15 protein-coding genes are annotated in these 26,075 nt (G+C 71.9%); 5 read left to right on the top strand and 10 right to left on the bottom strand.

Translation table 11 applies throughout. The features are described from left to right. Positions 1-75: 75 nt before the first annotated feature. Positions 76-453 (bottom strand): VOC family protein, encoded by a 378-nt coding sequence (locus CHR28_RS09345; RefSeq protein ID WP_094053130.1) that lies wholly within the window; start codon positions 451-453, stop codon positions 76-78. A 192-nt stretch (positions 454-645) separates the two neighbouring features. Here CHR28_RS09345 and CHR28_RS09340 point away from each other — a divergent pair, with 192 nt between their 5' ends. Continuing rightward, a complete protein-coding gene (locus tag CHR28_RS09340) occupies positions 646-1,242 on the top strand; it encodes an RNA polymerase sigma factor (RefSeq protein ID WP_094053045.1) in 597 nt (198 codons plus the stop codon). After that, the gene (locus CHR28_RS09335; protein ID WP_094053044.1) at positions 1,239-2,261 is read left to right on the top strand and encodes a CU044_5270 family protein; all 1,023 of its coding nucleotides are present in this window, start codon (positions 1,239-1,241) and stop codon (positions 2,259-2,261) included. The genes CHR28_RS09340 and CHR28_RS09335 overlap by 4 nt, the downstream gene beginning before the upstream one ends. 138 nt (positions 2,262-2,399) lie before the next feature. Here CHR28_RS09335 and fxlM read toward each other — a convergent pair whose 3' ends face one another. The 9 genes from fxlM to asnB all read right to left on the bottom strand — a co-directional run bounded on the left by fxlM (position 2,400) and on the right by asnB (position 15,452). Further along, the gene (fxlM, locus tag CHR28_RS09330) at positions 2,400-4,757 is read right to left on the bottom strand and encodes a methyltransferase, FxLD system (RefSeq protein ID WP_256984180.1); all 2,358 of its coding nucleotides are present in this window, start codon (positions 4,755-4,757) and stop codon (positions 2,400-2,402) included. Positions 4,758-4,810: 53 nt separating this feature from the next. Beyond that, on the bottom strand, positions 4,811-5,758 hold the full coding sequence (locus CHR28_RS09325; protein WP_094053042.1) for an NUDIX hydrolase: 948 nt from the start codon (positions 5,756-5,758) through the stop codon (positions 4,811-4,813). A gap of 547 nt (positions 5,759-6,305) precedes the next feature. Beyond that, entirely contained in the window at positions 6,306-6,764 is a 459-nt protein-coding gene (locus CHR28_RS09320) for a DUF2199 domain-containing protein (RefSeq protein ID WP_256984196.1), read from the bottom strand. Between the two features lie 312 nt (positions 6,765-7,076). Beyond that, positions 7,077-8,369 (bottom strand): ATP-grasp domain-containing protein, encoded by a 1,293-nt coding sequence (locus CHR28_RS09315; protein ID WP_179272363.1) that lies wholly within the window; start codon positions 8,367-8,369, stop codon positions 7,077-7,079. Continuing rightward, positions 8,366-9,145 carry an aspartate/glutamate racemase family protein gene (locus CHR28_RS09310; protein WP_256984179.1) on the bottom strand — a complete coding sequence of 260 codons (780 nt, stop codon included), beginning with the start codon at positions 9,143-9,145 and terminating at the stop codon, positions 8,366-8,368. Before CHR28_RS09310 ends, CHR28_RS09315 begins: the two co-directional genes overlap by 4 nt. Beyond that, positions 9,142-10,401, bottom strand: coding sequence for an MFS transporter (locus CHR28_RS09305; RefSeq protein ID WP_218829465.1), 1,260 nt, complete (start codon positions 10,399-10,401; stop codon positions 9,142-9,144). The genes CHR28_RS09310 and CHR28_RS09305 overlap by 4 nt, the downstream gene beginning before the upstream one ends. Then, complete coding sequence (locus CHR28_RS09300; protein ID WP_218829464.1) at positions 10,391-11,476, bottom strand: MupA/Atu3671 family FMN-dependent luciferase-like monooxygenase; 1,086 nt, start codon at positions 11,474-11,476, stop codon at positions 10,391-10,393. Before CHR28_RS09300 ends, CHR28_RS09305 begins: the two co-directional genes overlap by 11 nt. Before the next feature lie 30 nt (positions 11,477-11,506). Beyond that, entirely contained in the window at positions 11,507-13,516 is a 2,010-nt protein-coding gene (locus CHR28_RS37685) for a hypothetical protein (RefSeq protein WP_094053039.1), read from the bottom strand. A gap of 64 nt (positions 13,517-13,580) precedes the next feature. Then, on the bottom strand, positions 13,581-15,452 hold the full coding sequence (gene asnB, locus CHR28_RS09290; RefSeq protein WP_179272362.1) for an asparagine synthase (glutamine-hydrolyzing): 1,872 nt from the start codon (positions 15,450-15,452) through the stop codon (positions 13,581-13,583). A 245-nt stretch (positions 15,453-15,697) separates the two neighbouring features. On the opposite strand from asnB, the gene CHR28_RS09285 reads away from it, so the two are divergent. From CHR28_RS09285 to CHR28_RS09275, 3 genes are read left to right on the top strand one after another with little or no spacing between them, the layout of a single operon-like run. Beyond that, positions 15,698-18,778 carry a non-ribosomal peptide synthetase gene (locus CHR28_RS09285; RefSeq protein ID WP_179272361.1) on the top strand — a complete coding sequence of 1,027 codons (3,081 nt, stop codon included), beginning with the start codon at positions 15,698-15,700 and terminating at the stop codon, positions 18,776-18,778. Between the two features lie 46 nt (positions 18,779-18,824). Beyond that, positions 18,825-24,707 (top strand): amino acid adenylation domain-containing protein, encoded by a 5,883-nt coding sequence (locus CHR28_RS09280; RefSeq protein WP_094053037.1) that lies wholly within the window; start codon positions 18,825-18,827, stop codon positions 24,705-24,707. Further along, entirely contained in the window at positions 24,704-26,050 is a 1,347-nt protein-coding gene (locus CHR28_RS09275; RefSeq protein ID WP_094053036.1) for a KamA family radical SAM protein, read from the top strand. The genes CHR28_RS09280 and CHR28_RS09275 overlap by 4 nt, the downstream gene beginning before the upstream one ends. The last annotated feature ends 25 nt before the right edge of the window (positions 26,051-26,075 follow it).

Genomic DNA, 26,075 nt, shown 5'->3' with positions numbered 1-26,075 from the left:
ATCAATTCCCATACGGGCGGTCGGCAGGCCAGCACTCGTCCTCGCTACCGGCCGCCGGCCACCCAGCGGCTCCTGTCAATCCCGGACGAGACAGAACGGGTGCCCTGCCGGATCCGCGAAGATCCGCCAACCCCTCTTCCCATCACCTGCGTCGAGCAGCAGGGCACCCCGCCTGAGAACCTCCTCCTGGGCGTGGTCCAAGTTCTCGACTCCCAGGTCGAGGTGGAACTGCTGGGGCCGAGCGGGATCCGGCCACTGCGGCGGCTGATGATCCTCCACCCGCTGGAAGGCCAGCACGAACCCACTGTCGGTGTGAAGCGTTGCCCAGCCATCGCCAAGAGACCACCGCGGATCGGGCTGGTTCACCACGCCACCGAGAAGCGCCTGATAGAACCGGGACAACTCAACGACATCCGTGCAGTCCAGCACCACGCACTGCAGCTTGGCGATCATGAGTGCAGCGTAGAACAGCACCGCCCGAATGGCCGGGGAAACGGCTGAGTGAGGGCTGAAGACGTACCGGGGACTCGTGGTCCTTGCGCGCTGAGGCGACGGCGTGAACCCGCGCGAGCCCATGTGACAAGTACTGGGTGTGAACACCCACCATCCTGACACCCACCGACCCCACCGACGGACGGACTGTCCATGACCGACCTGGCCGGCGGCGACGCCGAGCTCATCGCGGCCTCACTGGAGGAACCCGAGTGTTTCGCGGCGCTCTTCGACCGCCACGCCCCGGCGATCCACCAGTACGTCACCCGGCGCCTGGGCCGGGACGCGGCCGATGACGTCACCGCCGAGACGTTCTTGACGGCCTTTCGGATACGCGCCCGGTTCGATGCGGCCCGGGCCGGAGTGCGGCCCTGGTTGTACGGCATCGCCGCCAAAGAGATCGGCCGGCACCGCCGACAGGAGGTGAAGGCGCTGAAGCTGCTCGCCCGCACCGGCCACGACCCCGTCGCAGACAGCTGGACCGACTCCGCTGACGACCGCCTCGCCGCCGAAGCCGCCGCCCGCCCCCTGGCCGGGGCACTGGCCCGGCTCTCCGCGGGCGACCGGCACGTCCTGCTGCTGTTCGCCTGGGCCGACCTCAGCTACCAGGAGATCGCCGAGGCCCTCGGCATCCCCGTCGGCACGGTCCGCTCCCGCCTCAACCGCGCCCGCCGCAAACTGCGCACCGCGACCGGCGCGGCCGGCAACCCCCTCGTCGAAGCTCGCATACACGAAGGTGACCCCGCATGAACGAGCTCTCCGAACTCCACGGCCTGCGCGCCGACGCACCCCTTCCCGACATCGACCGGCTCGCCGCGCCGCGCGCCCGCCTCACCGCGGCTATGCACCAGGACACCCGCCGGGGACGCGCCGCCCTTCCCCAGCGCCGGATGATCCTGGCCGGCGCCGCCACCGCAGGGGCCCTCGCCGTCACCGCCGGGATCATCACGGCCCTGCCCGCAGACACAACCGGCGCCTCCGCGCCGAAGGGCGGCCCTCAGGTGCTGTCGGCAGGGGCCGCCGCCGACACGCTGGAACTGGCCGCCGCGACCGTCGAGAAGCACGGCGGGACCGAACCCGGCCCGAAGCAGTGGGTGTACGAGAAGGAAACCGTCTTCGGCCAGATGCAGGCGCGCACCAGCGAGAAGGGGATCACCTTCGGCCAGGACAAGTCGCGCACCACCGAGGAGTGGACCCGCTGGGACGGCACCGGGCACGCCAACCTGCCCGGCATTCCCCCGGCCGGCGACATCTCGGACTTCGACCCGGACAAGCTCCAGGTCTGGTACGGCCCCAACCAGGAGGAGGAATGGAAGAGGAAGGGGTACGACGACCGCTCCCAGCGGCAGTTCTACCGCTTCCTCGACACCCTGCCGAGCGACCCCGGCCGCATGATGAAGCGCATCCGCGAGGAGCACGCCATCGGTGACATCAAGGGGGAGACGCGCGCACAGCGCGACTGGCGGGAGATCGACGTGCTGTACCGGTCGGTGCTGATCCCGCCGAAGGTCCAGGCGGGCCTGTTCCGGGCCCTCGCGAAGATTCCCGGTACACGGGTGACGACCGGTGTGAAGGACCCGCTCGGCCGTGCGGCGATCAGCGTGAGCGTGGACTACGCCGAGAAGACCCCGTCGGGCTGGCAGGGCAAGCAGGAGATCTTCTTCGATCCCGAGAGCTACGCCTACCTCGGGGCGAGCAAGGACGACGGACTCATCGTCAGCGCCCGCGACGCCTGGGGCGTCGTCGACAAGCCCGGCGCCCGCCCCTGAGCACCCGCGAGAAGCACCCGGTACGGGGTCCGGACACATGCCTCCGGCGTCCCGGACCTCGTATCGGGAGTCGGTGTCCGGCAGCTCCTTGGCAGGAGGGCCGGCATCTTCGCCGGGCCCAATGGAGCCGACCGCGAATCAACTCACGCACTCGGTGTCGCCGCGCGGGGCAGGGGCCGAGAGGTGTCCGTCTCGGCCCGGCCAGCGGAACACCAGCCGGGAGTGCTCCTTGTCCAAGACGTCGCCGGCGGGCAGCAGATGGTCGGGGGTGGCTGCAGGGTGGACGGTCAGGACGGGGTCGGCGTGCTCGCTGTTGTCGTCGGCGCGGATATGGCGGTCCCAGGCCCGGACCGTGGCCGCGAACTGCTCCGCGAGCTGCGGGCCCTGCTCACCGAACGCGTGGACCACCCACTCCCACTCCTTGTCCTCCGGGCGCTCTCCGTGCCGGGTCTGGGCATGGGTCAGGTAGGCGAGCGAGGCGGTGCCGAGGATGGCTGGTGCGTCACGGTCCTTGGTGATGGCGGTGACCCCCGTGTCCTGATGGGCCTGCAGGCGGCAGAAGGTGGGCAGGGTGGTGGCCGCATACAGCTGAAGAGAGCCGAAATAGGTCTTGGGCCCCATGGTGACGCCGGTGGCGACTTCGTGCCGCGGCCCGTGCAGAGCCTCCTCCAAGTCCTCCGTGCCGGTGGCGGCGCCATCGTCGAAGCGAAGTGTCAGCCCTCCGTCGAGCAGAGGGACGACCGGGACGGCGCGTGCCTGCTGTCCTTGGTCGCGGACGAAGCCGCAGTACGTGAAGTGGCGGGCATGCAGAACCTCCCCGCGCCGCTCGAATTCGATCGCCCGGGTGTAGCCGCCCATTTCCAGCGGCAGGACGAGGCGCCCGCCTTCGGCCAACTGCTCGCGCCAGGCCGGGGCGATGTCCCAGCAGTTGTAGGTGATCACGCTGCCGTCGAAGCCGCCGCGGGGCACGAGGTGGGCGGGGGCGCCGAGGGAGGCGTCGGATTCGACGACGGTGACGCGTCCGCTGCCGGCCTCCGTGGTGAAGGCACGGGTGCGGCGCACGACCCACGGATCGATGTCGACGGTCACCACCCGCCCCCCAGGGCCGGCAACGTGAGCGATCAGCTCGGCGTTGTAGCCACCGGACCCCGCCTCGAACACCATCGCGCCCGGCCGAAGACGCAGGCTCTCGATCATGTCGGCTTGGAGCCAGGCCGCGGACACCGAGCTGATGGTCGTCCCGGTCTCGTCGCGGCGGGTGATGACGGCCCGGTCGCCGCCGTCGTACGCGGTCGTGAGATTCACTTCCGGGGCGAAACGGTGCCGGGGCACGCTCCGCAACGCGTCGCGGACGGACTCGGACGGGGCCCAGCCGCCATCGATGACCGTCTGGGCCATCGCCTGGCGCATCCGGACGGCCTCGGCCGGCTCGCCCGGCACGGCCGGCGGATCGACGGCGAGCGGGTAGGAGATCACGGGCGGCAGGTCCGGGATGACGCCGGGCCACACGGCGTCCAGCGCCTGGGCGGCCGGGACGAACACGTCTCCGGCACAGGAGAGCGCGTGCAGGTCGACGAACTCCCAGCGGTCGAAATGGCCCTCTTTCGGCTTGGTCAGTGTTCCGGACCAAGCGGTGATGCGGACGACGGCCGTGAGCCGCGGGATGCCGTGACTGTCGTCGACCAGCATCGTCACCACGTGAGCGTCCGCCGGATCGGCGACCAGGGTGGTCTCCTCGGCAAGCTCGCGGACCGCCGCAACGGCGAAGCCTTCCGGGCCGCGGGTCCTGCCACCGGGAAGTTCGAGCATGCCGCGGTGGGACCGGCCGAGCAGGACCCGGCCGGCGTCGTCGGTGACGACAGCGAGGGCGCCGGTCAGGGCATGGGAGGTGGCCGGCCTCATCTCGACGGCCCGGCTGCCGGTGTGGCAGGGGCCGCGCAGGACCAGGAAGGCCAGACCGTCGGCGTCCAGCCGCTCCACTGCCTCCCAACCGGCGCCGACGAGCGCGATCTCGTCCTCGTCCAAGGCGATGCCGCGCCGCTCCTCGGGCGTGGTTTCCGCCCCCGGAGTGATGACGACCAGAGCGCCGCCGTCCCGCAACCGCTCACCCAGAGCGTGTAGAACGCGCCCCCTGTTTGCCAGGAACGGGTACATCAGCCGCATCACGACCAGGTCGTACTCCTTCCCGTGCAGCGGCGCCAGGTCGTCGCGTTCGATGTCCAGCAGCAGCCAGCGCACGTCCTCGACGTCGGCGTGCTCGGTGCGGGCCCGGACGAGTGCGCTGCCGGCGAAGTCGACGGCGTCCACGGCATAGCCGAGGAAGGCAAGGTAGGCGGCCAGCTCGCCGGTGCCGCATCCCACGTCGAGCGCGCGGCCGCCCCCGTCCGGGGCCGGAGTGTGCTCCGCGAGAAGTTCCCGCTCACGCTCACCGACCTTTCGAAACCCCCTGCCGTCGCTGAAGTGCCTCTCCCACTCTTCGCGGGCGCTGTACGTCAAAGTGCTGCTCCTTGTGCGATGGGTGGGCGCCGCGCCCACGGAGCCGAAGCCGGTCAGCGCTGCCATCCCAGTTCGGTGTAGAGGCGGCGGCCGGTCTGGATGCCTTCGACTGCGGTGCGGGCGTAGGCGACGATCGGCTCGGGGAGCGCCTCGACGCTCCACCACCGCCAGGCCACGCACTTGTTCGGCTCCCGCAGCTGAGGTGTTCCCTGCCAGCGGTGGGCCCGGAAGAAGAGCTGGATGCGGGGCGGGTCCGCGGGCCGCTCGCGCATGTGCACGACGTGGACCAGGTCGACGTCGGCCGGGTCGATCACCAGGCCGGCTTCCTCGTACGCCTCCCGGACGAGGCATGCCACCGCGGCTTCCGCCTCGCAATGGCCAGTGAGCACATGCCAACACCCGCCGGCATACGCCGAGTCAGGGTGCCGCAGACCCAGGAGAACTTGTCCGTCACGCTCCAGATAGAGGTGGACGCCGACCACATTCAATACAGTCCCGTACGGTCCTTCGGCCGACGCGGTCTCACCGCCTGCCCCCGGGCCATGGGCCGGTGCGGGGTACTCGGCGGCGTGCCGCTCCAGCAGGGTCCTGGTCGACGGCAGCATCGTCATGTAGGGGAACTTCTCGGGCCGCACCCAGGCGAGCATCACGCCCTCCGTGAGCGGCAGCCGGTTCGGGTCGCCGTTCCAGCGGCCGGTGAAGATCTGGATCGGCACATGGGTTCCGTCGTGGCCGATGACGCTCTCGACCGCGTACGGCTCCAGGCCGGCAATGACGAGGCCGGCCTCCTCGCGCAGCTCCCGGCGGACCGTGTCGAGGAGAGTGCGATCCTGTGGCTCCCTGCCGCCACCGAGCAGCGACCAGCATCCTGGCTCCCAGATCCACGGCTTATTGGCGTCCCGCAGGTGAAGCAAGTAGCGGCCCTGGCCGTCGTGGATGATCGCGGAGGCGTTCACGGGTTCCGGCCGTCCGTCCAGCTGTGGATGAGAGCTGGGGGGCATGAGCGTTGTCTCGCCTTCGACGTACTGAGCGATGCTGCGAGCCAGGACTGTGGCGGTCGCGCTGGTGGGTCATGCCGCCGTCACGGGACGGCTGGCGCTGCGGATCCCCACGATGTCGAAGGGCTGCCGCCGCACCGCTGGCTGGTTCAACGGACGTCAATGAGTTCCCCCTGGCGCACGTGTTGGTGTGGTGCTGCCGTGCTCAACGACGCCGCACCGGTTTCGAACACCTGCGCTTTCGGACAGAGACCGCACCTTGGAGTTGAGCGGTCTTTCCTAGGTGCGCGGTGCACCGACCCTTGCCGAGCAAGAGCGCACGTCCGCTTGTGCATTGGCCGAAACGCCGACGGTCAGGCGTCGCAGGTTTCGGTTCGGTGGGGGCTGCTCGGCCCTTGCGGCTGTCTAAGACGAGGATGCGCTGGACGGCTGGCATGGACAGGCTTGCGAGCTCCGCCGAACTCAATGAACTCGCAGGCTGCTCAACACGCCTCTGATCCGAGGACGGAGACGACAAGACTGGGGAGCCCGCTTGTCGCATCGGCTGTCATCACTCGTCACCCGTGTCGGGGTGGAGCACTGCGGCTGCGATTTCTCGCACGCGGTCCGGGGTGATTCCCGTTCGTTGTTCGAGGGCGAGGGGATGGTCGGTGGGCTCGAGTTCGATGAGGGGGCGCTCGCCGATCGGACGGGTGTGCACGTGCGTCTTGAGGTTGAGGGTGGTCGGGTAGATCGGCAGGTCGGTGGTGAGCCAGCCGAAGTACGGCTTCTCAGCCTCGCGGCCGGGAGTGTCCCAGAGGTCCGCAGCCCTGGAGAAGTTCTCGCGGCTGAGCGAGACCCAGACGCCCCAGGAGAAGACCTCGTCACTGCCGATGACCGGTATCTCGATCATGCCCTTGATGAAGTAGTACTGTCCTCGGATCACGCACTGGTCGGGGGACAGCAGGCAGTCATCGGCGTCGGCGAAGGCCGGATCCCAGACGGCCGGAGCCTCGGCCGTGAAGTTCATCGGCAGTTCAGGGTGGTAGGCCCCGCAGCACGAGCAGGTGAAGCCGAGATCGCTGGTCATGGTGCTGGAGCCTAGCGAGGGCCTCCGGGGACGTCGCGGGCGGTTCACCTCTCATCCGCCGACTCGGGCCAGGGCTCGCGCTCAGAGACCGACCAGCTGTTGCAAGACACAACGTCGTGCCGCAGACCGGGCTTCGAGGCGGCGAGTCCGCGCGCCACGCGTGTCATGGCCGTGTGCGCTGCCGACACGAGAGCGAGCCGGGCGGGCAACCCCTAAGAGGGACATGCCCTGCCCGGTTCGGCAGCCGTCTCCCTACCTGAGGGCACCAACATGCGGCACCTGATTGAGTTCCGTAACCAGGTCGCGGTAACGGCGCAGGCCCTGTTCGTCGTCCTCCTCCGCCGCCGGGTCCGGCTCCGTCACGAACCGCACCTGGGAGGCCAGCGACTGCGCCAGTTCCCGCGCTGCCTGGGCCGTCTCCGCCGTCACCACCACGTACCCGGCCCGGTCCAGGGACCAGCGGACCCGGGGGATGAGCTGGCCCACCTTGAAGTTGAGGTGGAATTCGACGACACCGGCGTGGGCGCGTGCCTCTTCGGCGCCCTCGATGGCGACCAGGCGGCCGGGCTCGGCCTCGAAGAAGACGACCGCCGCACCGCCGTTCGCCGCGGGACGCTCCGTGAGCGGCTGGAGCAGACCCGTCGCCCAGGCCAGGCCGGCCTCCTCCAGGTCGATGCCGTGGACGGCGTGCGTCATCGTGTTGATCCGGTCGCCCCCGCGCCGGTTGTGGCTCTCGACCACCCGCGGCCCGGCCGGCGTGAGTTTCAGCTCGGTGTGCGACAGCCCGTTGCGGAGACCGACCGCGTCCAGGAAGTCGGACACCGTGCGGCACACCTCCTCCTCCAGGGAGGGGTCCAGCTGGGCGGGAATGGCGTGTCCGAACTCGACGAACCCCGTCCCGGTGATCTTGTCCGCGATGGCGATCGGCACATGACGGCCGTCGAAGGAGAGCGCGTCCACGCTGATCTCCGGGCCCTCGAGGTACTCCTCCAGCAGGAACTGCTTCAGGTCGAGCCCACTCAGCGTGGCGTACGCGGCCTCCGCCGCCTCGGCGCTGTCGATCTTGTGGATGCCGATGCTGGCGGAGCCGCCCAGCGGCTTGGCGATCAACGGGTAGCCATGGGCCGCACCGAACTCCCTGATCTCGGCCAGGCTCGACGCGACAGCCGCCCGCACGGCGCCGACGCCGCGCTCCGCGGTGTGCCGGCGCATGCGCCACTTGTCCGTCAGCAGCGCCACCGTCTCGGAGGAGACCCCGTCCAGGCCGAGCGCGTCGTTGAGCAGGGCGGCGGTGATGACGCCCTCCTCCTGAACGGTCAGCACGGCCGTGAACGGCGTACGGTCGTGCAACGCGCGCACGGAGTCCACCAGTTCCCGCGGGTCGGACTGGTGCCGGAGCACCAGGCACACCTCGTCCTGCACGGCGTCGGCGGGGAGCTTGCGGAACTCCTCGGGGGTGTACACGCAGACCACGTCCAGCTTCAGCCGCCTGGCCCGCTCGAGCATCGGCGGTTTGGGCGAGACGAGACAGACACGCGGGTTCATGGTCGTTCCTTCGTGGGGTCGGGGCGCGTCAGACGCCGGGCGAGCGCCACGGCGTCCTGGGCCAGTGCCGTGGTGGTGTCGAAGACGGGGAGGTTCTCGGCCTGGTGACCGAGCACCAGGGGGAGTTCGGTGCATGCTGCGACGATCATGCCCGCTCCCGCTCCGGCGACGCTTCTGACCGCCGGGGCCAGTGCCTGCGCGGCGACCTCCAGCTGGCCGGCCTTGATCAGCCGCACGGCCCGCATGACGGACCGCTGCTGCAGCAGCGGCGGCGGGACGACCGCATCGATGCCCTGCTCGCGCAGACCCTCCTGGTAAAGGCCCGTCACCAGCGTGCCGGTGGTGGCCAGGAGCCCCACCCGGGAGACCGACGGCGCGGCCGTGCGCAGCCTCCGCACACTGGCGTCGATCATGCTGAGGATGGGGACCGCCGAGGCCTGCCGCAGGTCCGCGAGGAAGGCGTGCGCGGTGCTGCAGGGCATGGCGATGAGCGCGGCCCCCGCCGACTGGAGCAGATGCACCCCTTCGAGCAGGCGGGGGAGCGGGCTGGGCCCGGCCGACAGGATGGCGTCGGTGCGGTCCGGCACCGAGGCGTCGGACCACACCAGCGTCCGCAGATGTTCCTGGTCGCTGACGGCGGGCGTCTCCCGCACGAGCTTCGCGAAGAAGTCGGCCGTGGCGGCCGGCCCCATGCCGCCGAGCACACCGACGATGCCGGGGGCCGCCGGATCGGGTGCCGGCGTCGCGGTCCGGTACCCGGAGGTGACCGCGCTCACCGCGCCGACCGCCCGTTCACGGCTAGCGCGTCGTCCTTGAGGAGGACCCAGGGCACGAGGCCGCCGAGCAGCACGACCACACCCACCAGCAGCCACACGGGAGTGCCCTGGTGCACGAGCGGTCCCACGACCAGCAGCGGCCCGACGAGGTCCTGGCCCACCCGGCCCAGGTTGTAGAAGGACAGGTACCGTCCGAGCGACTCCTTCGGGGCGAGCTCGAAGGACAACGGCGTACTCGCGATGAACAGGCTCTCCCCGGCCGTGTGGGCGAGCATGGCGACCACGAGGATCGCCAGCGCCACCCAGGCGTCGCCCACCGCCCCGGCCCCGGCGTAGGCGAGACACGCGGCGCAGACGGCGACACCGCCCAGCGCCGACGCGCGCAGGGCGGCGGAGAAGTCGGCGAACATCCGGTTCACCGGTACCTGGGCCGCCATGGCCAGCGCGCCGTTGAGGGCGAGCAGCGCGGTGAGGCTCCACTTGGGCGAGCTGGTGGCGTGGACGATCCACAGGGGCAGCACCAGGGACAGGATCGTGTTGTGCGTCATCGCCACGCCGTTGACGACCGTGATGGCCAGATACCGGCGGTCGCGCAACGGGGAGGCCCCGCCGCGGCGTTTGTCGTCCTCTCCGGCGGCCGCGGGCTCCGCCTCGGGGACGTCCAGCCGGGCCACGAGGAGCGCGGCGACGATGAAGGACGCGGCGTTGATCCCGATGCCCACCAGGTACAGCGCGCTGGAGCCGGTGACGACGGGCAGCGTGGCGGCCAGCGACCCGAGCACGATCGCCCCGTTGCGCGCCGAGAACACGGTGCCCAGGATCGTCGCCCGGTCCTTGGCCTCGAACAGCCGGCCCATCAATGCCTGGTTGATGGCTGGGCTGGCCCGGTCGGCCGTGGTCACCACGCAGGCGAGCACCACGAACAGCCAGTACTGCTCGGCGAGCAGATACAGGCCGTAGCCCACGGCCCGTATGCCGAACAGCACGATGAGGCCCCGCTGCGGCCCGACCCGGTCCGCGAGGGCGCCGATGCGGGGGCCCAGGAAGAACGCGCAGAGACTGCCCGCGGAGATCGCCAGGCCGACGGCGGAGACGCTGAACCCGCGGACGGTGGTGAAGAACAGGACGGACGTCGCCGTGAAGATGCCGGTGCCGAAGGAGTCGGCGGTCACACTCGCCAGCAGGAGCCTGGTCTCACGCCGTTGCAGCATCAGCACATCGCGCAGACGCGCCCACCGGGCGAGGTCAGTGCTCACGCTCGGTGACCTCACGTCCGGGGCGGCGGTCGCCGGCGAGCGCGGCGATCAGCGGGATCACCGCGGGGATCCGCTCGCTGGGCACGCCGAAGTCGACCAGGCAGGCGATGTCGTCGACACCGGCCGCCGCCACCCGGTCGGCCATCTCCCGGCAGGTGTCCGGGGAGCCGATCAGGGAGCCGTCCCGCAGATAGCGCTCGTAGGTGGCGTCCAGCAGCTCGTCGAGGAGGTCCTCGGGGATCTCGTCGTCGGGCAGGACATGCCCGCCGCTGATGGTGCCGCCGCCCTGGGCGGCCCGGAGTTCCAGCTTCACGGCGGAGCGCAGATAGTCGCGGAACGGTGCGCGGCTGCGGGCCTCGGCGGCCTCCGGGTCGGCGTCCAGGTGGGTGTGCAGCATCAGGGAGACCGTCCCGGTGGCCGGATCGAAGCCGGCGTCCGCGCGGGCCTTGCGGTAGAGGGCCACCTTCTCGGCGAGCTGCTCCAGGTTCTGGCCGATCAGGTGGGTCAGCACGTTGAGGCCGCGGGCCCCGGCGTCCTGGAAGGTCCGCGGGTTGCCCGACGAGGTGATCCAGATCGGCAGCTCCGGCTGGACGGGCCTGGGGTGCAGGCGTGCCGCGAAGGGCTGCCCGGTGCCGTTGGGAAGCTCGATGTCCTCCCCCCGCCACAGGGCGCGCACCGTGTCGATCTGCTCCAGCATGACCTGGTGCCGTGATTCGTAGGCGTCGGGGGCCAGCACGAAGTCGTTGGCGTTCCAGCCGGAGCCGAAGGAGACCGCCGCACGGCCGGACGACCAGTTGTCGACGACGGACCAGTCCTCGGCGATGCGCACGGTGTGGTGCAGCGGCGAGATGAGGCTGCCGGCCCGCAGCTGGATGCGCTCGGTCGCGGTGGCCAGCGCGGCGCTGGTGAGCGCCGGGTTGGGGAACACGCTCCCGAACTGGTCGAAGTGCCGTTCGGGAGTCCACACCGCGTCCAGGCCGTGTACGTCGGCCAGACGGCTGGTCTCCAGCACCGTCCGGCAGGTCTCCTGCGGGGCCGCCTCGCCGGAGGCGAAGAACATGACGCTGAAGCGCAAAGGGACTCTCCTGTCTTTCGGCGGGGTTGGTCAGACCGCGGCGGGCACGAGCCGGGTCGCGGACCAGCCGTGGAGGTGGCCGTGGACCGGGTGACTCGGGACGTTCTCGCCGCACTCCAGGCGGGCCGGGGCCCCGGCGACGAGCGCGTCGGTGCCGTCGCCCCCCTCCGGCCAGCGGATCTCGACGGTGTTGCGGCCGCGGCGCAGGAGGTCCGGGGTCACGGTGAACTCCCGGGTCGTCCACGCCGGGCCCACCTCGGCCGTGCCCACCGTGTGGCCGTTCACGGCGACCGACACCGGCGCGACCGGTACCTCGGCCGGCAGCCGCCAGGTCACTTCGAGGACGAGCGGGGCCGGTTCGTCGACGACGAGGGTGGAGCGGGTGCGGGGGGAGCTCACCCGCAGGTACGCCACGCGCGGTCCGACACCGGCGTCACGGCGTTCGTTGAACGTGGTGGCCAGGCTCGCATCGGCCAGCAGGTCGGTGCTGCCGGAGTGTTCGGCGACCAGCAGGTCCTCGTAGCGCCGGCGCGCCGGGACGCCCCTGCTTTCGAGGACGTCGAGCATGACCTCGCGCAGGCCGTGGTCCGCCAGCTTGCCGTTGAGCCGGCCGTCGCCGACCACCATGTAGCGCCGGAACGCCGGGTCCTGGGTGGAGCGCTCGTAGGAGGAGCACATCCAGTTCGGGGCGATCCTCGTCTGGTAGTCGAGGTAGTCCTCGAAGCGGTCGGCGACCGAGGCGTCGGCGTCGAGTGCCCGGGTCAGGTGGTGGCGCAGTACGTCCTCGGGCTGGCCGTAGTGGGCGTTGTGCACGGCGGCGAGGAAATGGGCCAGGGCGAGCCGGTCGGCGGCGGCCCGGGCCGGTACGCGGCCGGTGTCCGGCCGTTCGGGCAGCTCCAGGGCGGTGGCGAGGGATTCCGCCACGGCCAGGGCCGTGGCGCGCAGTCCGTCGAAGGTGAGATGGCAGTAGTCGAGGAACCACCGGCGGCCCGGCGCGCCGGCGTCGCCGTCCCGGAACAGGGCCGCCTGGTCGACGAGGTGGAAGCCGGCCTCGCCGGCCTTGCGGCGCATCACCTCCTGCACGGAGGCCAGGGTGCGCGGGGAGTGGATGGCGAAGGGGCTGACCACCGCGTCCTTGGCCGCCCGCAGCGCGGTGAGCGCCTCGTCGGGCGAGGCCGCGCAGCGTGCCGCCAGACGGTGGGAGACGGGGCTGGAGCCGCCGTCGAGGGCGGTCATCTCGGCGACGAGCGTGCGGGCGCCGGCGAGGTCGCCGCTGCGCAGGGCCCGCTCGGCCTCGTCCCGGGCGCTTCGCCAGCGCCGCATCCGCCCGGCGGGCAGGGCGGGGCAGTCGAGGATCGGCTCGTCCGTCCAGTCGCCCAGGTTGAACTCCGGGACGACCAGGACGACGGGGACCCCGCCCGCCAGTTCGCGCAGCAGGTCCAGCGCGCTCGCGGCGACCTCGGTGACGAGCTCCCGGAAGGACGCCGCGGCCGCCGGGAAGCCGCCCTCTTCGAGCAGCAGGGCCAGTTCGTGGCGCTCCACGGGCGTCGGGTCGACGTTGTTCCAGTTGTTCCCGGCGTGCACCACGAGCGCGTCGGCGCCGAGGGCGAGGGCTTCGGCCGCCGTCGTGAGGAGTTCCGCCAGGGAGCAGTTGGTGCGGGCGAGGTCAAGGACGTCCACGCCGTCGAGGGCGGTGCCGACGAGGCCGGCCAGCGAGTACGCCGGGTCGAAGAAGTACCCGCGGGTCGCGGACTCCCCGAGCACGGCGACACGGCGGTGTCCGGGGCGCAGGGGTATCTCCGGCAGGTCGGCCCAGTAGCGCCATTCGTCCCGGCGTCCGGTGTCCCGGCTCAACTGCCCGTCCGCCAGGCGCCACACGCCCACCCCGGCTCCCGACGGGGTGGGCGTGGTCAGCTCCGTCGAACGCTCGACGGGCCGGCCCAGCAGCTGCATCCGGGCCAGGGCGAGGGTTCCCTCCGGCCCGGACAGGGTGCGGCTGAGTCGCTCGGTGATGCTGTGCGTCGGATCGGTCGGCGGCATCCGTTGTCCCCCTGGCGATGTGGATCCGGGCAGGGCTGCTGCCCGGCGCCCGCCTGAGTTGCCGTCAGGCGGAGTATGCGGGCAGGTCGTAGAGGTCGAGGAGCAGGTTGAAGGTGAGTACGGTCATCAACAGGTCGGTCTCGAAGGGAACGTTGATGCGGAACCCGGGCGTGGCGTACTCGCGGACGAGCCGCTCCACCTGGTCCGGATCGAAGTAGCCGTCCGCCTCGATGCGTTCGCGGGACAGCAGGGCCTCGATCGCGGGGTCGTCCTGCCGGATCAGGTGCGGGCTGCCCGGCGCGGTGAAGCCGAACTTCTCGCGGTCCACGATCCGGCGCGGGATCCACTCCCGGGCGACCTGCTTGAGGAGGTACTTCTCCTCAAGTCCCTTCAGCTTCAGCTCGGGCGGCACGGTCGCGAGGAACTCGACGAGTTCCCGGTCGAGGAAGGGATGGCGGGACTCCACCGAGTGGGCGAACACCATGCGGTCGCCGTGGTCGCCGAGCAGATGGTCCGCCAGCCGGAGTTTGAGGTCGAGGTAGGAACGGCGGTGCAGATCGTGCAGGCCGGTCAGGCGCTCGCGGTCGACCAACGGGTGGCCGAGGCAGTCGATCTCGCCCTGCCGCTCACGTACCGGCGCCGAGTACAGCCGGGCCTTGGTGGCCCCGAATCCGGCGTCGTTGCGTTCGTAGAAGAAGTTCTCGTCGCCCCACAGGCTTTCGCGCATCCGGGCCTCGCGCAGGTCGGTGACGCCGCCCGCGGCCTGGGTGCGCCGGACCTGGTCGAAGCGGTAGCCGATGTAGCCGCCGAACAGTTCGTCCGCGCCCTGCCCGGTGAGCACCACCTTGACGCCGGCGCGGTGCACGGCCTCGGACAGCGCGTGGGCGGCCGAGTTGAACGACTCCTTCAGCGGGCACTCGGTGTGCCGTACGACCGCGCGCAGCCGGGAGGCTATCTCCTCGCCGTGCACGAAGCGCTCGGTGTGGCGGGTGTCGAGGACACCGCTCATCAGCCGCTGGTAGTCGCTCTCGGAGAGTTCCCGCTCGGGGAACGCCGCCGCGAACGACTGGATGTCGGCGTCCGGCATCAGATGCCGCATGATCGCGCCGACCAGGGACGAGTCCAGACCGCCGCTCAGGTACAGGCCGACCTCCACGTCGGACTGCAGACGCTTCTCGACGGAACGGACCAGCAGGTCCTCGACCCGGCGGACGTAGTACGCCTCGTCGTGGCGTTCGACGTCCGCGTCGGTGCGCGGGTAGGCGAGGTCCCAGTACGTCCAGACCTTGGGCCGGTCGCCCGGGCGGAACGCGACGGCGGTGCCGGGCGGCACGCTGTGGACGCCCTCGAACATGGTGCGCGGGCTCACCAGACCGGGCAGGGTGAACACCTGGTCCAGGCCGACGAGGTCGACGCGGCGCGGCACCGCGGGGTGCTCCAGCATGGCCTTGATCTCGGAGCCGAAGACCAACTCGCCGCCCTGGTGGGCGTAGAACAGCGGCGTGACGCCGAAGTGGTCGCGGGCGCCGATGAAGAGCTGTTCGCGGTGGTCGTAGAGCACGACCGCGAACTGCCCGTCGAGCCGGCTGACGAAGTCGCGGCCGAACTCCTCGTAGAGGTGCGGGATCACCTCGGTGTCGCAGCGTGTGCGCAGGGTGTGGCCCCGGCTGACGAGGAGGTCACGCAGTTCGCGGTAGTTGTAGATCTCGCCGGTCGTCATGGCGACGATCTGCCGGCTCTCGTCGTACATCGGCTGGTCGCCGGCTTCGAGGTCGTTGATCGCCAGCCGGGTGAACGCGAATGCCACCCTTTCGTCGACATGGAATCCGGTGGAGTCCGGTCCCCGGTGCCGGATGGCCGCGCTCATGGCGTCGAGTGTTCCGCGCGCCGCCCGGGGATCGTGCCGTGGCCCGACGAAGCCCGCGAGTCCACACACCGTCAACACCCTTTCCAGAGTCGGTACGGCATTTCGTCAACACGTCAACATCCGCCCTGGTACGGCGGGTTGCCGGGGCGGGACTGAGGCAGATTACATCACCAGTTGATCAATGCAAGGAAAGATTCCTTGACCAAATAAGGATCTTCCTAAAGTGCTTCCGATGTGCCACAGTCCCCTCTCGTGCATCGCTGGGGCGATCTTGTTCGATCCGCCGGCAGGGTATTCACGAGGGGGGCAGCACCGTGTCTGGTACCGGTCCGGAGTCGTTGTGTGCGGCGCTGGTCGAGCAGTTCCGCCGGACACCCGACGCGCGGGCGGTCTGCGACGACCGGCAGGTCCTGACGTACCGCGAACTCGACGTCCGCTCGGCCGCCCTGGCCGAGGCGCTCGTGGCGGCGGGGGTGGGGCCCGACCGGATCGTGGCGCTCCAGATGGAGCGCTCCGTGGACCTGGCCGTGGCGATCGTCGCCGTCGTGCGGGCGGGCGGGGCGTGGCTGCCGCTGTCCACCACGGACCCGGACCGGCGGATCCTCGCTCTGCTGCGCGACGCCGCGCCCGCGGCGGTCGTCGCCGAGGAGTCGTCCCGGCTGTGGTCCCTCGCCGACGGCGGCGTGCCGCGGCTCACTCCCCGCGCACACGCCGGGCCCGGCCAGGCGCCGCCGATCGACTCGGCCGCGCCGCACCACCTGGCCTACGTCCTGTACACGTCCGGTTCCACGGGCCGCCCCAAGGGCGTGATGATCGAGCACGCCGCCATCGTCAACCGTCTGCGGTGGATGCAGGATCGTTTCGGTATCGGACCCGGTGACGTGGTCGCACAGAAGACGCCGTACACCTTCGACGTCTCGGTGTGGGAGTTCATCTGGCCCCTGATGACCGGAGCGGAACTGGCCTTCGCCGCTCCCGACGGACACCGGGACCCCGGCTACCTGGCACGGTTCCTGACGGAGCGCCGGGTGACCGTCACGCACTTCGTGCCGAGCATGCTCACGGAGTTCCTGCGCCGGGTGCGGCCCGGGGACTGCCCGCGGCTGCGCTCGGTCATGGTGAGCGGCGAGGCGCTCGGCCCGTCCCTCGCCCGGCGGTTCTTCGAGCGGCTGCCCCACGCCGAGCTCCACAACCTCTACGGCCCCACCGAGGCCGCCGTCGACGTCACCCACTGGCAGTGTGCCGCGGACGCCTCACCCACCGCACCGGTTCCCATCGGCCACCCCATCACCGGCATCGAGCTGCTCGTCGTCGGCGAGGACGGCACCGAGGTGCCCGAGGGCCAGGTCGGTGAGCTGTGCATCGCCGGCGTGGGCATCGCCCGTGGCTACCTCAACCTGCCCGAGATCACGGCCGAGCGCTTCGTGCCCCACCCGGCCGACCCGACCCGGCGCATGTACCGCACCGGCGACCTGGCCAGCCGCCGGCCGGACGGGGCGTACCTGTACCACGGCCGCAACGACCGCCAGGTGAAGATCGGCGGCGTCCGCATCGAGTTGGGCGAGGTGGAAGCCGCCCTGCAGTCGCTGCCCTGTGTGGAGGAGTGCGTCGTGGTGACGCGTGCCGACGCGGCCGGCGTCGCACGCCTGCACGCCTTCGCCGTCCTGGTCCCCGGCGTGCCCTGGTCCGGATGGCGTGACGAGCTGCTGGGCATCCTGCCGGCCGGCTCGATACCGGCCGGCCTCACCCCCGTGGACGCGATGCCGAAGACCGCGCACGGCAAGGCCGACGTGACGGCACTGCGCGCGATCCTGGAGGAGCAGTCCGACCCGAGCGGACAGGCCGCCGGCGCCGACCCGCTGGAGCGCCTGTGGGCCGGCGTGCTCGGCACCACCGAGCCGCACTTCCTGCGCGCGGGCGGCACGTCACTGCACGCCGTCCGGCTGCTCGCCGACGCCGCCGAGGAGTTCGGCCGCACCGTCGCCCTGGCCGACTTCTTCACGGAGCCGACCCTCGACCGGCTGCGCGCCCTGCTCACCGCCGCGGACACGGGCCCCGGCACGGACACGGTGCCGTCGCGGATACCGCGCGAGGGTGAGCTGCCCCTCAACCGCTACCAGGAACGCCTGTGGTTCCTCCAGGAGTTGGAGCCCGAGAGCACCGCGATGAGCGCCCCCACCGCGTTCCGGATCACCGGGGTGAGCGCCGAACGGGTGGCGGAAGGCTTCGCCGCTCTGGTGCGGCGGCACGAGGTGCTGCGGACGACGTTCCGCTCCGTGGACGGTGAGCCGCGGGCCGTCGTCGGCGCCCAGCCCCCAGCCCTGGAGTGGACGGACGGGACGGGCCTGACGGCGGATGACGCGACCGTGCGACGATGGGTGACGCAGACGGCGTACGAGCCGTTCGACCTGGCCGCCGGACCACCGCTGCGGGCCCGCGCGGTCAGCTTCGGCCCCGCCGACCACCTGCTCGTCATGGTCACCCACCAGATCATCGCGGACGGCTGGACCTGGTCGCTGCTGACCGACGAGCTGAGCCGACTGCTCACCGAACCGGACCCGGGACCCGACGACTCGCGCCTGCAGATCGTGGACCACGCGGCCTGGCAGCGCACGCGGGAGACCCGCCCGGAGCACCGGGCGGCCGTCGAGGAGTCGCTGCGGCACTGGCGCACCGTACTGGCCAACACGCCGGACGGGCTCGACCTGCCGGTGGACGAGCCGCGCGGCCCCTCCCTCAGCGTGCCCGCCGACAGCGTCGCGCTGCGCTGGTCGCCGGACTTTCCCGCCCGGCTGAAGCGGCTGTGCCGCGAGCACGGCATCACCGAGTTCATGGCCCTGCTCGCCGGCTACACGGCCTGGCTGGCCCGGCTCTCCGGCCAGGAGACCGTCGTCGTCGGCACTCCCATGGCGAACCGGACGCCGCCCTGGACCGCCGACCTGGCCGGCTACTTCGTCACCACCGTCCCGCAGCGTCTGGAGATCGACGAGGACGCGACCATCGCCCAGGTGCTGGACCGCGCCCGGACCTCCGTCGTGGCGGGCCAGCGCCACTCGGTCGTGCCCATCGAGCGCATCGTCGCCGAGGTCGGAGGCGCCCGGACCGCCGACCGGCTGCCCCTGTTCCAGAACCTGTTCGTCTTCCAGAACATGCCGGCGTGGCAACGGCAGACCGACGGTGTCACCGTGCGCGTCCAACAGTTCCCGCCCCGGCACACCCACTACGACCTCAAGTTCGAGGTCTTCCCGCTCACCGAGGGCTACGAGGCACGTCTCGTGTACGCCCGGGGCCGCATCTCGGACGAGCGCGCCGCGCTCATGGCCCGCCAGCTCGCCTCCTTCGTCGAGGCCGCCGTCGACAAGCCCGACGCATACGTCGACGAGATAGCCCTCTGACCGGCCCCCAGGGCAGTCCCGACCACACGATTGGACTCACACTCAGATGACGCACGCCGACGACCACCCCACCGCGTCGACGACGCCGTCACGGCACCTGGTCGAGAGCACCACCGTCCCCGCCCTGATCGAGGCCACGGCCTCCCGGCTCCCGCACGCCGTCGCACTGGTCCGGGGCACGCGGTCCCACACGTACCAGGAGCTCGTGGAGCGGTTCTCCGCGACGGCCCGGGCGTTGCGGACGCGCCAGGTGACGACCGGGGACGTGGTGGCCGTCCGGGGCGGCCGGTCGCCGGAGACCGTCGTGGCCATGCTCGGTGTCCTGCGGGCCGGCGCGGTCCTGGTGATGATCGACGTCACCCAGCCGGAGGGCCGGGTGCGGGACGTGCTGGAACGGGCACGCCCGGCGCTGCTCGTCGACACGACCGAGCGGACGGGGGAGCCGGACGCCGAGGACGAGGGCCGCACGGCGCCGGCGGGCGCCGGAACCGCCACGCCGGTGGTCCGGCTCGCCGAGCTGGAGCGGTCAGCGGCGCAGGACGTGGAGCTGCCCGACGTGGCCGCCGCCGCGGACGCGTACGTGTGCTTCACCTCCGGCACCACCGGTGAACCCCGCGGTGTCCTGGGCTGGCACGGGGCGCTCGCCCACTTCTGCGCGTGGGAACAGCGGGCCCTCGCCATCGGCCCGGGCGACCGCGTCGCCCAGACGGCCGCGCTGACCTTCGACGCCGTCTTCAAGGACCTGTTCCCGGCGCTCATCGGGGGCGCCACCGTGTGCCTCCCGCCGACCGACCGGCCCTTCGTCGACGTGGCGCGGGTGCTCGCATGGCTGCGCGAGGACGAGGTGACGGTCCTGCAGACGGTGCCGAGCGTGCTGTCCACGCTGCTGGCCGAACAGCCGGCCGGCCCCGGCTTCCCGGCGCTGCGCCTGATCTGTCTGTCCGGCGAGCCGCTCGCGGGCAGCCTCGTCAACCGCTGGCGGAAGGCGACCGCCGACGCGGGCACCCGGTTCGTCAACCTCTACGGGACGACCGAGGCCACCATCCTCAAGTCCTGGTACCCCGTGCCGGACGGCGAGGTCCCGCCCGGCATCCTGCCCGTGGGCAAGGCCATCGACGGCGCCGAACTGCTCGTGGTCAACAACCGCGGCCGGCGGTGCGGCGTCGGCGAACCCGGACACGTGCTGATCCGCACCCCGCACCTCACCCGGGGCACCTGGCGCCCGGCCGCGGGGGAGGAGCCGCTGTTCGAGGTCAACCCGCTCAACCCCGACGACCCCACCGACCTCGTGCAGCGGACCGGCGACCTGGGCCGCATCGGCCCCCAGGGGGACCTGGAGATCCACGGCCGCGTGGACGACCAGGTCAAGATCCTCGGCGTCCGCGTCCACCCGGCCGAGGTCGGCGCGGTGATCACCCGTATGCCGGAGGTCGAGGACGCGGCCGTCGTGGTCCGCGCCGGGGACGACGGTCCCGCCCTCGTCGCCTACGTCGTGCCGGCGCAGGGCGCGGGCGTGGACGCCTCCGCCGTGCGGCGGCACGTGGCCGCGGCCGGCTCCAACGCGATGGTCCCGGCCCAGGTGGTCCTCCTGGAGCGGCTGCCGCTCACCGGCCACGGCAAGCTGGACCGGTCCGCGCTCCCCGACCCCGACGACGCTGCCCCACAGCAGCCGCACGAGGCGGCGGACGACGGCGAGTGGACCACGACGGAGCGGCGCGTCGCCGAGCTGTGGTCCGAGGCGTTCAAGAAGGAGATCACCTCCCGGCACGCCAACTTCTTCGATCTCGGCGGCCACTCGCTGATGCTGGCCCGGCTCCTCGCCCGGATCCGCCGGACGTTCGAGGTCGATCTGAACCTGCCGACCCTGTTCCGTTCGGCGACGATCGCCACACTCGCCCAGGCCGTGGACGGCGCCCTGGGAGAGGGCGCCCGGGCCGAGGAGGAACCGGCCCCCGTGCCCGTCCCGCGCGAGGCCGACCAGCCGCTCTCCCCCGAGCAGGAGGGCCTGTGGTTCCTCCAGCAGCTGGACCCCCACAGCTCCGCCTACAACATGGCCGGCGTGTTCCGGCTGCCCGCCGGCCTCGACGAGGAGACCGTACGCACGGCCTTCCTCACGGTGTGCCGCCGCCACGAGGCGCTGCGCCTGCGCTTCCGCGAGGTCGACGGCCGCCCCGTGCAGTCGGTGGGCGAGGCCGCCGTCGACTTCGCCGCCCTGCCGGCCGTGACCGACCGGCCGTCGGGCCTGGCCGCCCTGTCGAAGGCGGCAGCCGACGCCTTCGACCTGGTCACCGGCCCACTGGTGCGCGTCCGCACGGTCCGGGTCGCGGGCGACGAGCTCCTCGTCGGCCTGACCATCCATCACCTGTGCTGCGACGGGGTGTCGTGGAGCCTTGTCGCCCAGCAGGTGGACGAGCTGCTCGCGGGCACCGACCGGCACACGCACCTGGACGGCGACACGCCCCGGCTCCAGTTCGGCGACTACGCGGCCTGGCGCGCACGCCGCACGACCGGCAAGCGCGCCGAGACCGACCTCGCCTACTGGCGCGACCTGCTCGCCGACACCCCCGCCCCGGACGTGCCCTGGGGACGTCCCGTGCCCGGCGAACGGCCCCACCAGGCGCGGGTGCTGCGCGTCCCGGTCGCCCGAGAGGTGACCGACCGCCTCGCCGAGCAGTGCGCGAAGTCCGGGGCCACCGAGTACATGGCGATGATGACCGTCCTCGCCTACGGCCTGTCCCGGGCGGCGGCACAGGACCGGGTCGTCATCGGCAGCGACAGCGTGGGCCGGGACCGCGAGGAGTTCGAGGACGTCGTCGGGTTCTTCGTCCGCACACACGCCTACAGCTTCGACATGGCGGGCACCCCGACGTTCCAGGAGGCGCTCGGCCGGGTCAGGTCGACGCTCGTCGAGGCATCGGGGCACCGGGACGTCTCCTACGCGCAGGTCGTGGAGGCCGTCGCCGCCGCCCGGGACGGGGACCGCAGCCCGCTGTTCTCCGTGATGCTGCGGATGCCGCCGCGCGAGGAACTGCCGCGTGAGGCCGCCCTGTTGCGTCCCGTCGACGTCGTCGCCGACGCCGGCGACGGTTCGGGGACGGCGCCGACGGCCAAGTTCGACCTCACCGTGGTGGTGCGCCCCACGGAGGCGGGCACCGTCCTGGACTTCGAGTACGACGCCGACACGGTCCAGGCCGAGTTCGCGGCCGCGCTCGCCGAGCGGTTCACGCGCCTGCTCCGCTTCGCCGCCGAGCAGCCGGAGCGTCCGCTGGCCGACGCCGGCCGCGCCGAACACCCCTTCGCCGAGCCGCTGCCCGCGCGGGACCTCGTCCCCGTCGCCGAGCTGTTCCGGCGCCGCGCCGCCGCCACCCCGGACGCCGTCGCCGTCTCCTGGGCGGAAGGCGAGGTGACCTACCGTCAGCTGGCCGCCGCGGTGTCGGGCGCCACGCAGCACCTCCAGGCCGGGCAGCGCGTCGGTGTGCTGGGCGGCAAGTCGCCCGCCACCGTCGCCGCCCTCGTCGCCGCGCTCGGCGCCGGCGCCACCGCCGTCCTCCTCGACGACGGTCTGCCCGAACCGCGGCGCGCCGCCATGGTGGCCAAGGCCGGCGTCCGGCAGATCCTGCTCACCGAGCCGTCGACCGCGACGCAGGCGCCGGGCGACGCCACCGTGCGGCGCCTGTCCTTCGAGGAGCTCGCGAAGAGCACGGACGAGCCGCTCGGGCCCGTCCCCGCCCGGCCCCTGGAACCGGCGTACGTCTTCTTCACGTCCGGCACGACCGGCGAGGCCAAGGCGGTCGTCGGATCACACCGCGGCCTGGACCACTTCATCGACTGGGAGACCACGGAGTTCGGCGTGCACGCCGGGGACCGCGTGGCGCAGCTGACCACGCTCTCCTTCGACGCGGTCCTGCGCGACGTCCTGGTGCCGCTCACCCAGGGGGCCACCCTGTGCCTGCCGCCGGCGAGCGCCCTGGACGACACGGCACGGATGGTGGACTGGCTGGCACGCGAGCGCGTCACCATCGTCCACACCACACCCAGCGTGGCGGCGTCCTGGCTGCGGGACACCGACCGGGACAGCGCGCCCCTGGCCGGTCTGCGGCTGCTCTGCCTCGCGGGCGAGCCCCTCACCGGCCGGCTCGTCCAGGAGCTGCGGGAGCGGCTGCTGGGCCCGGACACCGAAATCGTCAACTTCTACGGGCCCACCGAGACGACCATGATCAAGACGTTCCACCGGCTGACGGCCGAACAGGACGCCGGACCGGTGCCCGTGGGCCGCCCGCTGCCCGGCGCCCAGGCGGTCGTCCTGGGCGCGGACGGCTCCGTCCGCGGCCCCGGCGAACGCGGCGAGATCGTCATCCGGACGCCGTACCGGACCCTCGGCTACCTCGACGACGCCCGCGCGGCCTCCCACTTCCGCCCCAACCCGCTGTCCGACGACCCGGACGACCTCGTCTACCACACGGGAGACCTCGCAGTGGTCGGCGCCTTGGGCGAGATCCACGTCGAGGGGCGCAGCGACGATCTGCTCAAGGTGCGCGGCGTCCGGGTGCATCCCGCGGAGGTCGCGGCCGAGCTGACCACCCATCCGCAGGTGCGCCAGGTCCACGTGGAGGCGGACAAGGAGGCGGACGGCTCGCTCGTCGCCTACGTCGTGCGCTCGCCCGGCTCCGCCCTGACCACCGAGGAACTGCGCCGCCACGCGCGTGAGCGGCTGCCGCTGGCCGTCGTCCCCTCCCTGTTCCTCTTCGTCGACCGGTTCGCGCTGCTGCCCAACGGCAAGCTGGACCGCTCCTCCCTCCGGGGCACCTCGTCCCCGGCCGCACAGGAGCGGGTCGCGCCCCGGGACGACACCGAGACCCTGATCCGGTCCATGTGGTCCGAACTCCTCGGCCACGACGACTTCGGCGTCACCGACGACTTCTTCGCCGTCGGCGGGCACTCACTGCTCGCCACCATCCTGCTCACCCGGATCCGCAAGAAGACCGGCCTGTCGCTGTCGCTGCGCAAGCTGCTGGAGGGACCGCGCATCGACCGTCTGGCCGCGTCCGTACGCGAACTGCGCAAGGACTCCGACGACCGGACCAGCGAACTGCTGCTGACGCTGCGTCAGGGCACGGCCGGGGGACCGCGGTTGTTCCTCGTGCACCCGATCGGCGGCGACGTGCTGTGCTTCCGGGAGGTGGCGTCGGCGCTGCCCGCCGAGTTCACGGTCATCGGGGTCCGCTCGCCCGGCCTGGACGGCGGCACCGTCTTCACCTCGGTCCAGGAGATGGCGGCCGCCTACCTCCACGAGGTGCTCAAGGTGCAGCCCGAGGGGCCGTACCACTTCGCCGGCTGGTCCATGGGAGGCGCCGTCGCCTACGAGATGGCACGCCAGCTCTCCTTCGAGGGCGTGCGCACCGCCTCCCTGGTGCTGCTGGACAGCTACGCGCCGGGCTCGAAGGCCTTCGAGCACTTCGCAGGACCCGACGCCGACCGGGTGGCGTCCTTCGCCCGCGATCTGGAGCGCATGACCGGCGAGACGGCCGACACCGCGCTCCTCAGCGGCGAGAGGCCGGCGGCCGGCGAGGAGCAGCAGTCGCTGCGCCGCAGGTTCACGGTGTTCGACGCCAACGCCACCGCGCTCGTGAACTACCGGATGCGGCGCGCCCGCCTCAGGGACACCCGGCTCACGCTGCTGCTCGCCGGTGACCAGCCGCGGCCGGAGGGGACGTCCCCGACCCTCGGCTGGGAGGAGGCACTGGGCACACCGGTGCGGACCCGGACCGTGCCCGGCGCCGACCACTTCACCCTGGTCCAGCGGTCCCATGCCGCGCTCACGGCCGAGGAGATCGCCCGCGCGGTCGCACCGGGCCCCGCCGGCCAGGACGAGGAGATCGCCCGCGCCGTCGCATCGGACTCCGCCGGCCGGGACGAGGTGCGCGGATGAACGCCGTGACCCCGCCGCGCTTCCGGGCGTACTCGGCCCGCGATCTGGACGCGCTGCTGAACCGGTGCGGGGCGGACGCCGAGACGAAGCTCCAGATACGGGCCGTGGCCGCGGTCCTGCCGTTCCGGACCAACCAGTACGTGGTCGACGAGCTCATCGACTGGGACGACGTGCACGACGACCCCGTCTTCCGGCTGGTGTTTCCGCAGCCCGACATGCTGGCCGCCGACGAGCTGAAGACCGTGACGGACCTGCTGCGCGAGGAGGCGGGCCCCGCCCGTCTCGCGCCCGTCGTGCGGGAGATCCGCGCGGGGATGAACGCGCACCCGGCGGGCCAGACGGACCAGAACGTCCCCCACTGGCAGGGGCAGCGGCTCTCGGGCGTACAGCACAAGTACCAGGAGACGCTGCTCTACTTCCCACGCCAGGGCCAGACCTGCCACGCGTACTGCACCTACTGCTTCCGCTGGGCACAGTTCGTCGGGGTGCCCGAGCTGAAGATGGCCGCGGAGAAGGACGACGCCGACGCCCTCGCCGCCTACCTGCGGCACCACACCGAGATCACCGACATCCTGGTGACCGGCGGCGACCCGCTCATCATGCGCACCGACAACCTGCGGCGCGCGCTCGAACCCTTCCTCGCCCCGGGCATGGAGCACATCAGGAACATCCGGATCGGCACCAAGGCACTGACCTACTGGCCCTACCGGTTCACCGACGACGAGGACGCCGACGACCTCATGCGCCTGTTCGAGGAGGTCCGCGACCGCGGCCGCCACCTCGCGGTCATGGCGCACGTCACGCATCCCCGCGAGCTGCACCCGGAAGCCGTGCGCCGCGCGATCCAGCGGATCCGGTCGACGGGCGCGGTGATCCGCACCCAGGCGCCCGTGGTCAGGTCGATCAACGACGACGCCGCCGTCTGGCAGGAGATGTGGACCCGCGCCGTCGCCCTCGACGCCGTGCCCTACTACATGTTCGTGGAGCGCGACACCGGCCCGCGCCAGTACTTCGAGGTTCCGCTCGTGCGCGCCTGGGAGATCTACCGGGAGGCCCTGTCGTCCGTGACCGGGCTGGCCCGCACGGCCCGCGGCCCGTCCATGTCCGCCACCCGCGGCAAAGTGGTCGTCGACGGAGTGACCCGGATCGCCGGACAGCCCGCGCTCGCCCTGCGCTATCTGCAGGCCAGGGACCCGGACGTGGTCGGGCGGCCGTTCTTCGCACGGTTCGACGCGCAGGCGACCTGGGTGACGGATCTGCGGCCGCTGTCGCCGTCGGACGCGCCCTTCCTGGACCAGACGGCCGGAGCCCGTCCGGCGGACCGGATCACGGACAGTCCCTGAGCCCCACCGGGGCGACGGCGACCGC

The organism is Streptomyces sp. XY006 (assembly GCF_002237655.1).
GTDB lineage: Bacteria > Actinomycetota > Actinomycetes > Streptomycetales > Streptomycetaceae > Streptomyces > Streptomyces levis.
The sequence above is the reverse complement of the archived record's forward strand: the minus strand, read 5'-3'. Positions and strand labels throughout refer to the sequence as shown.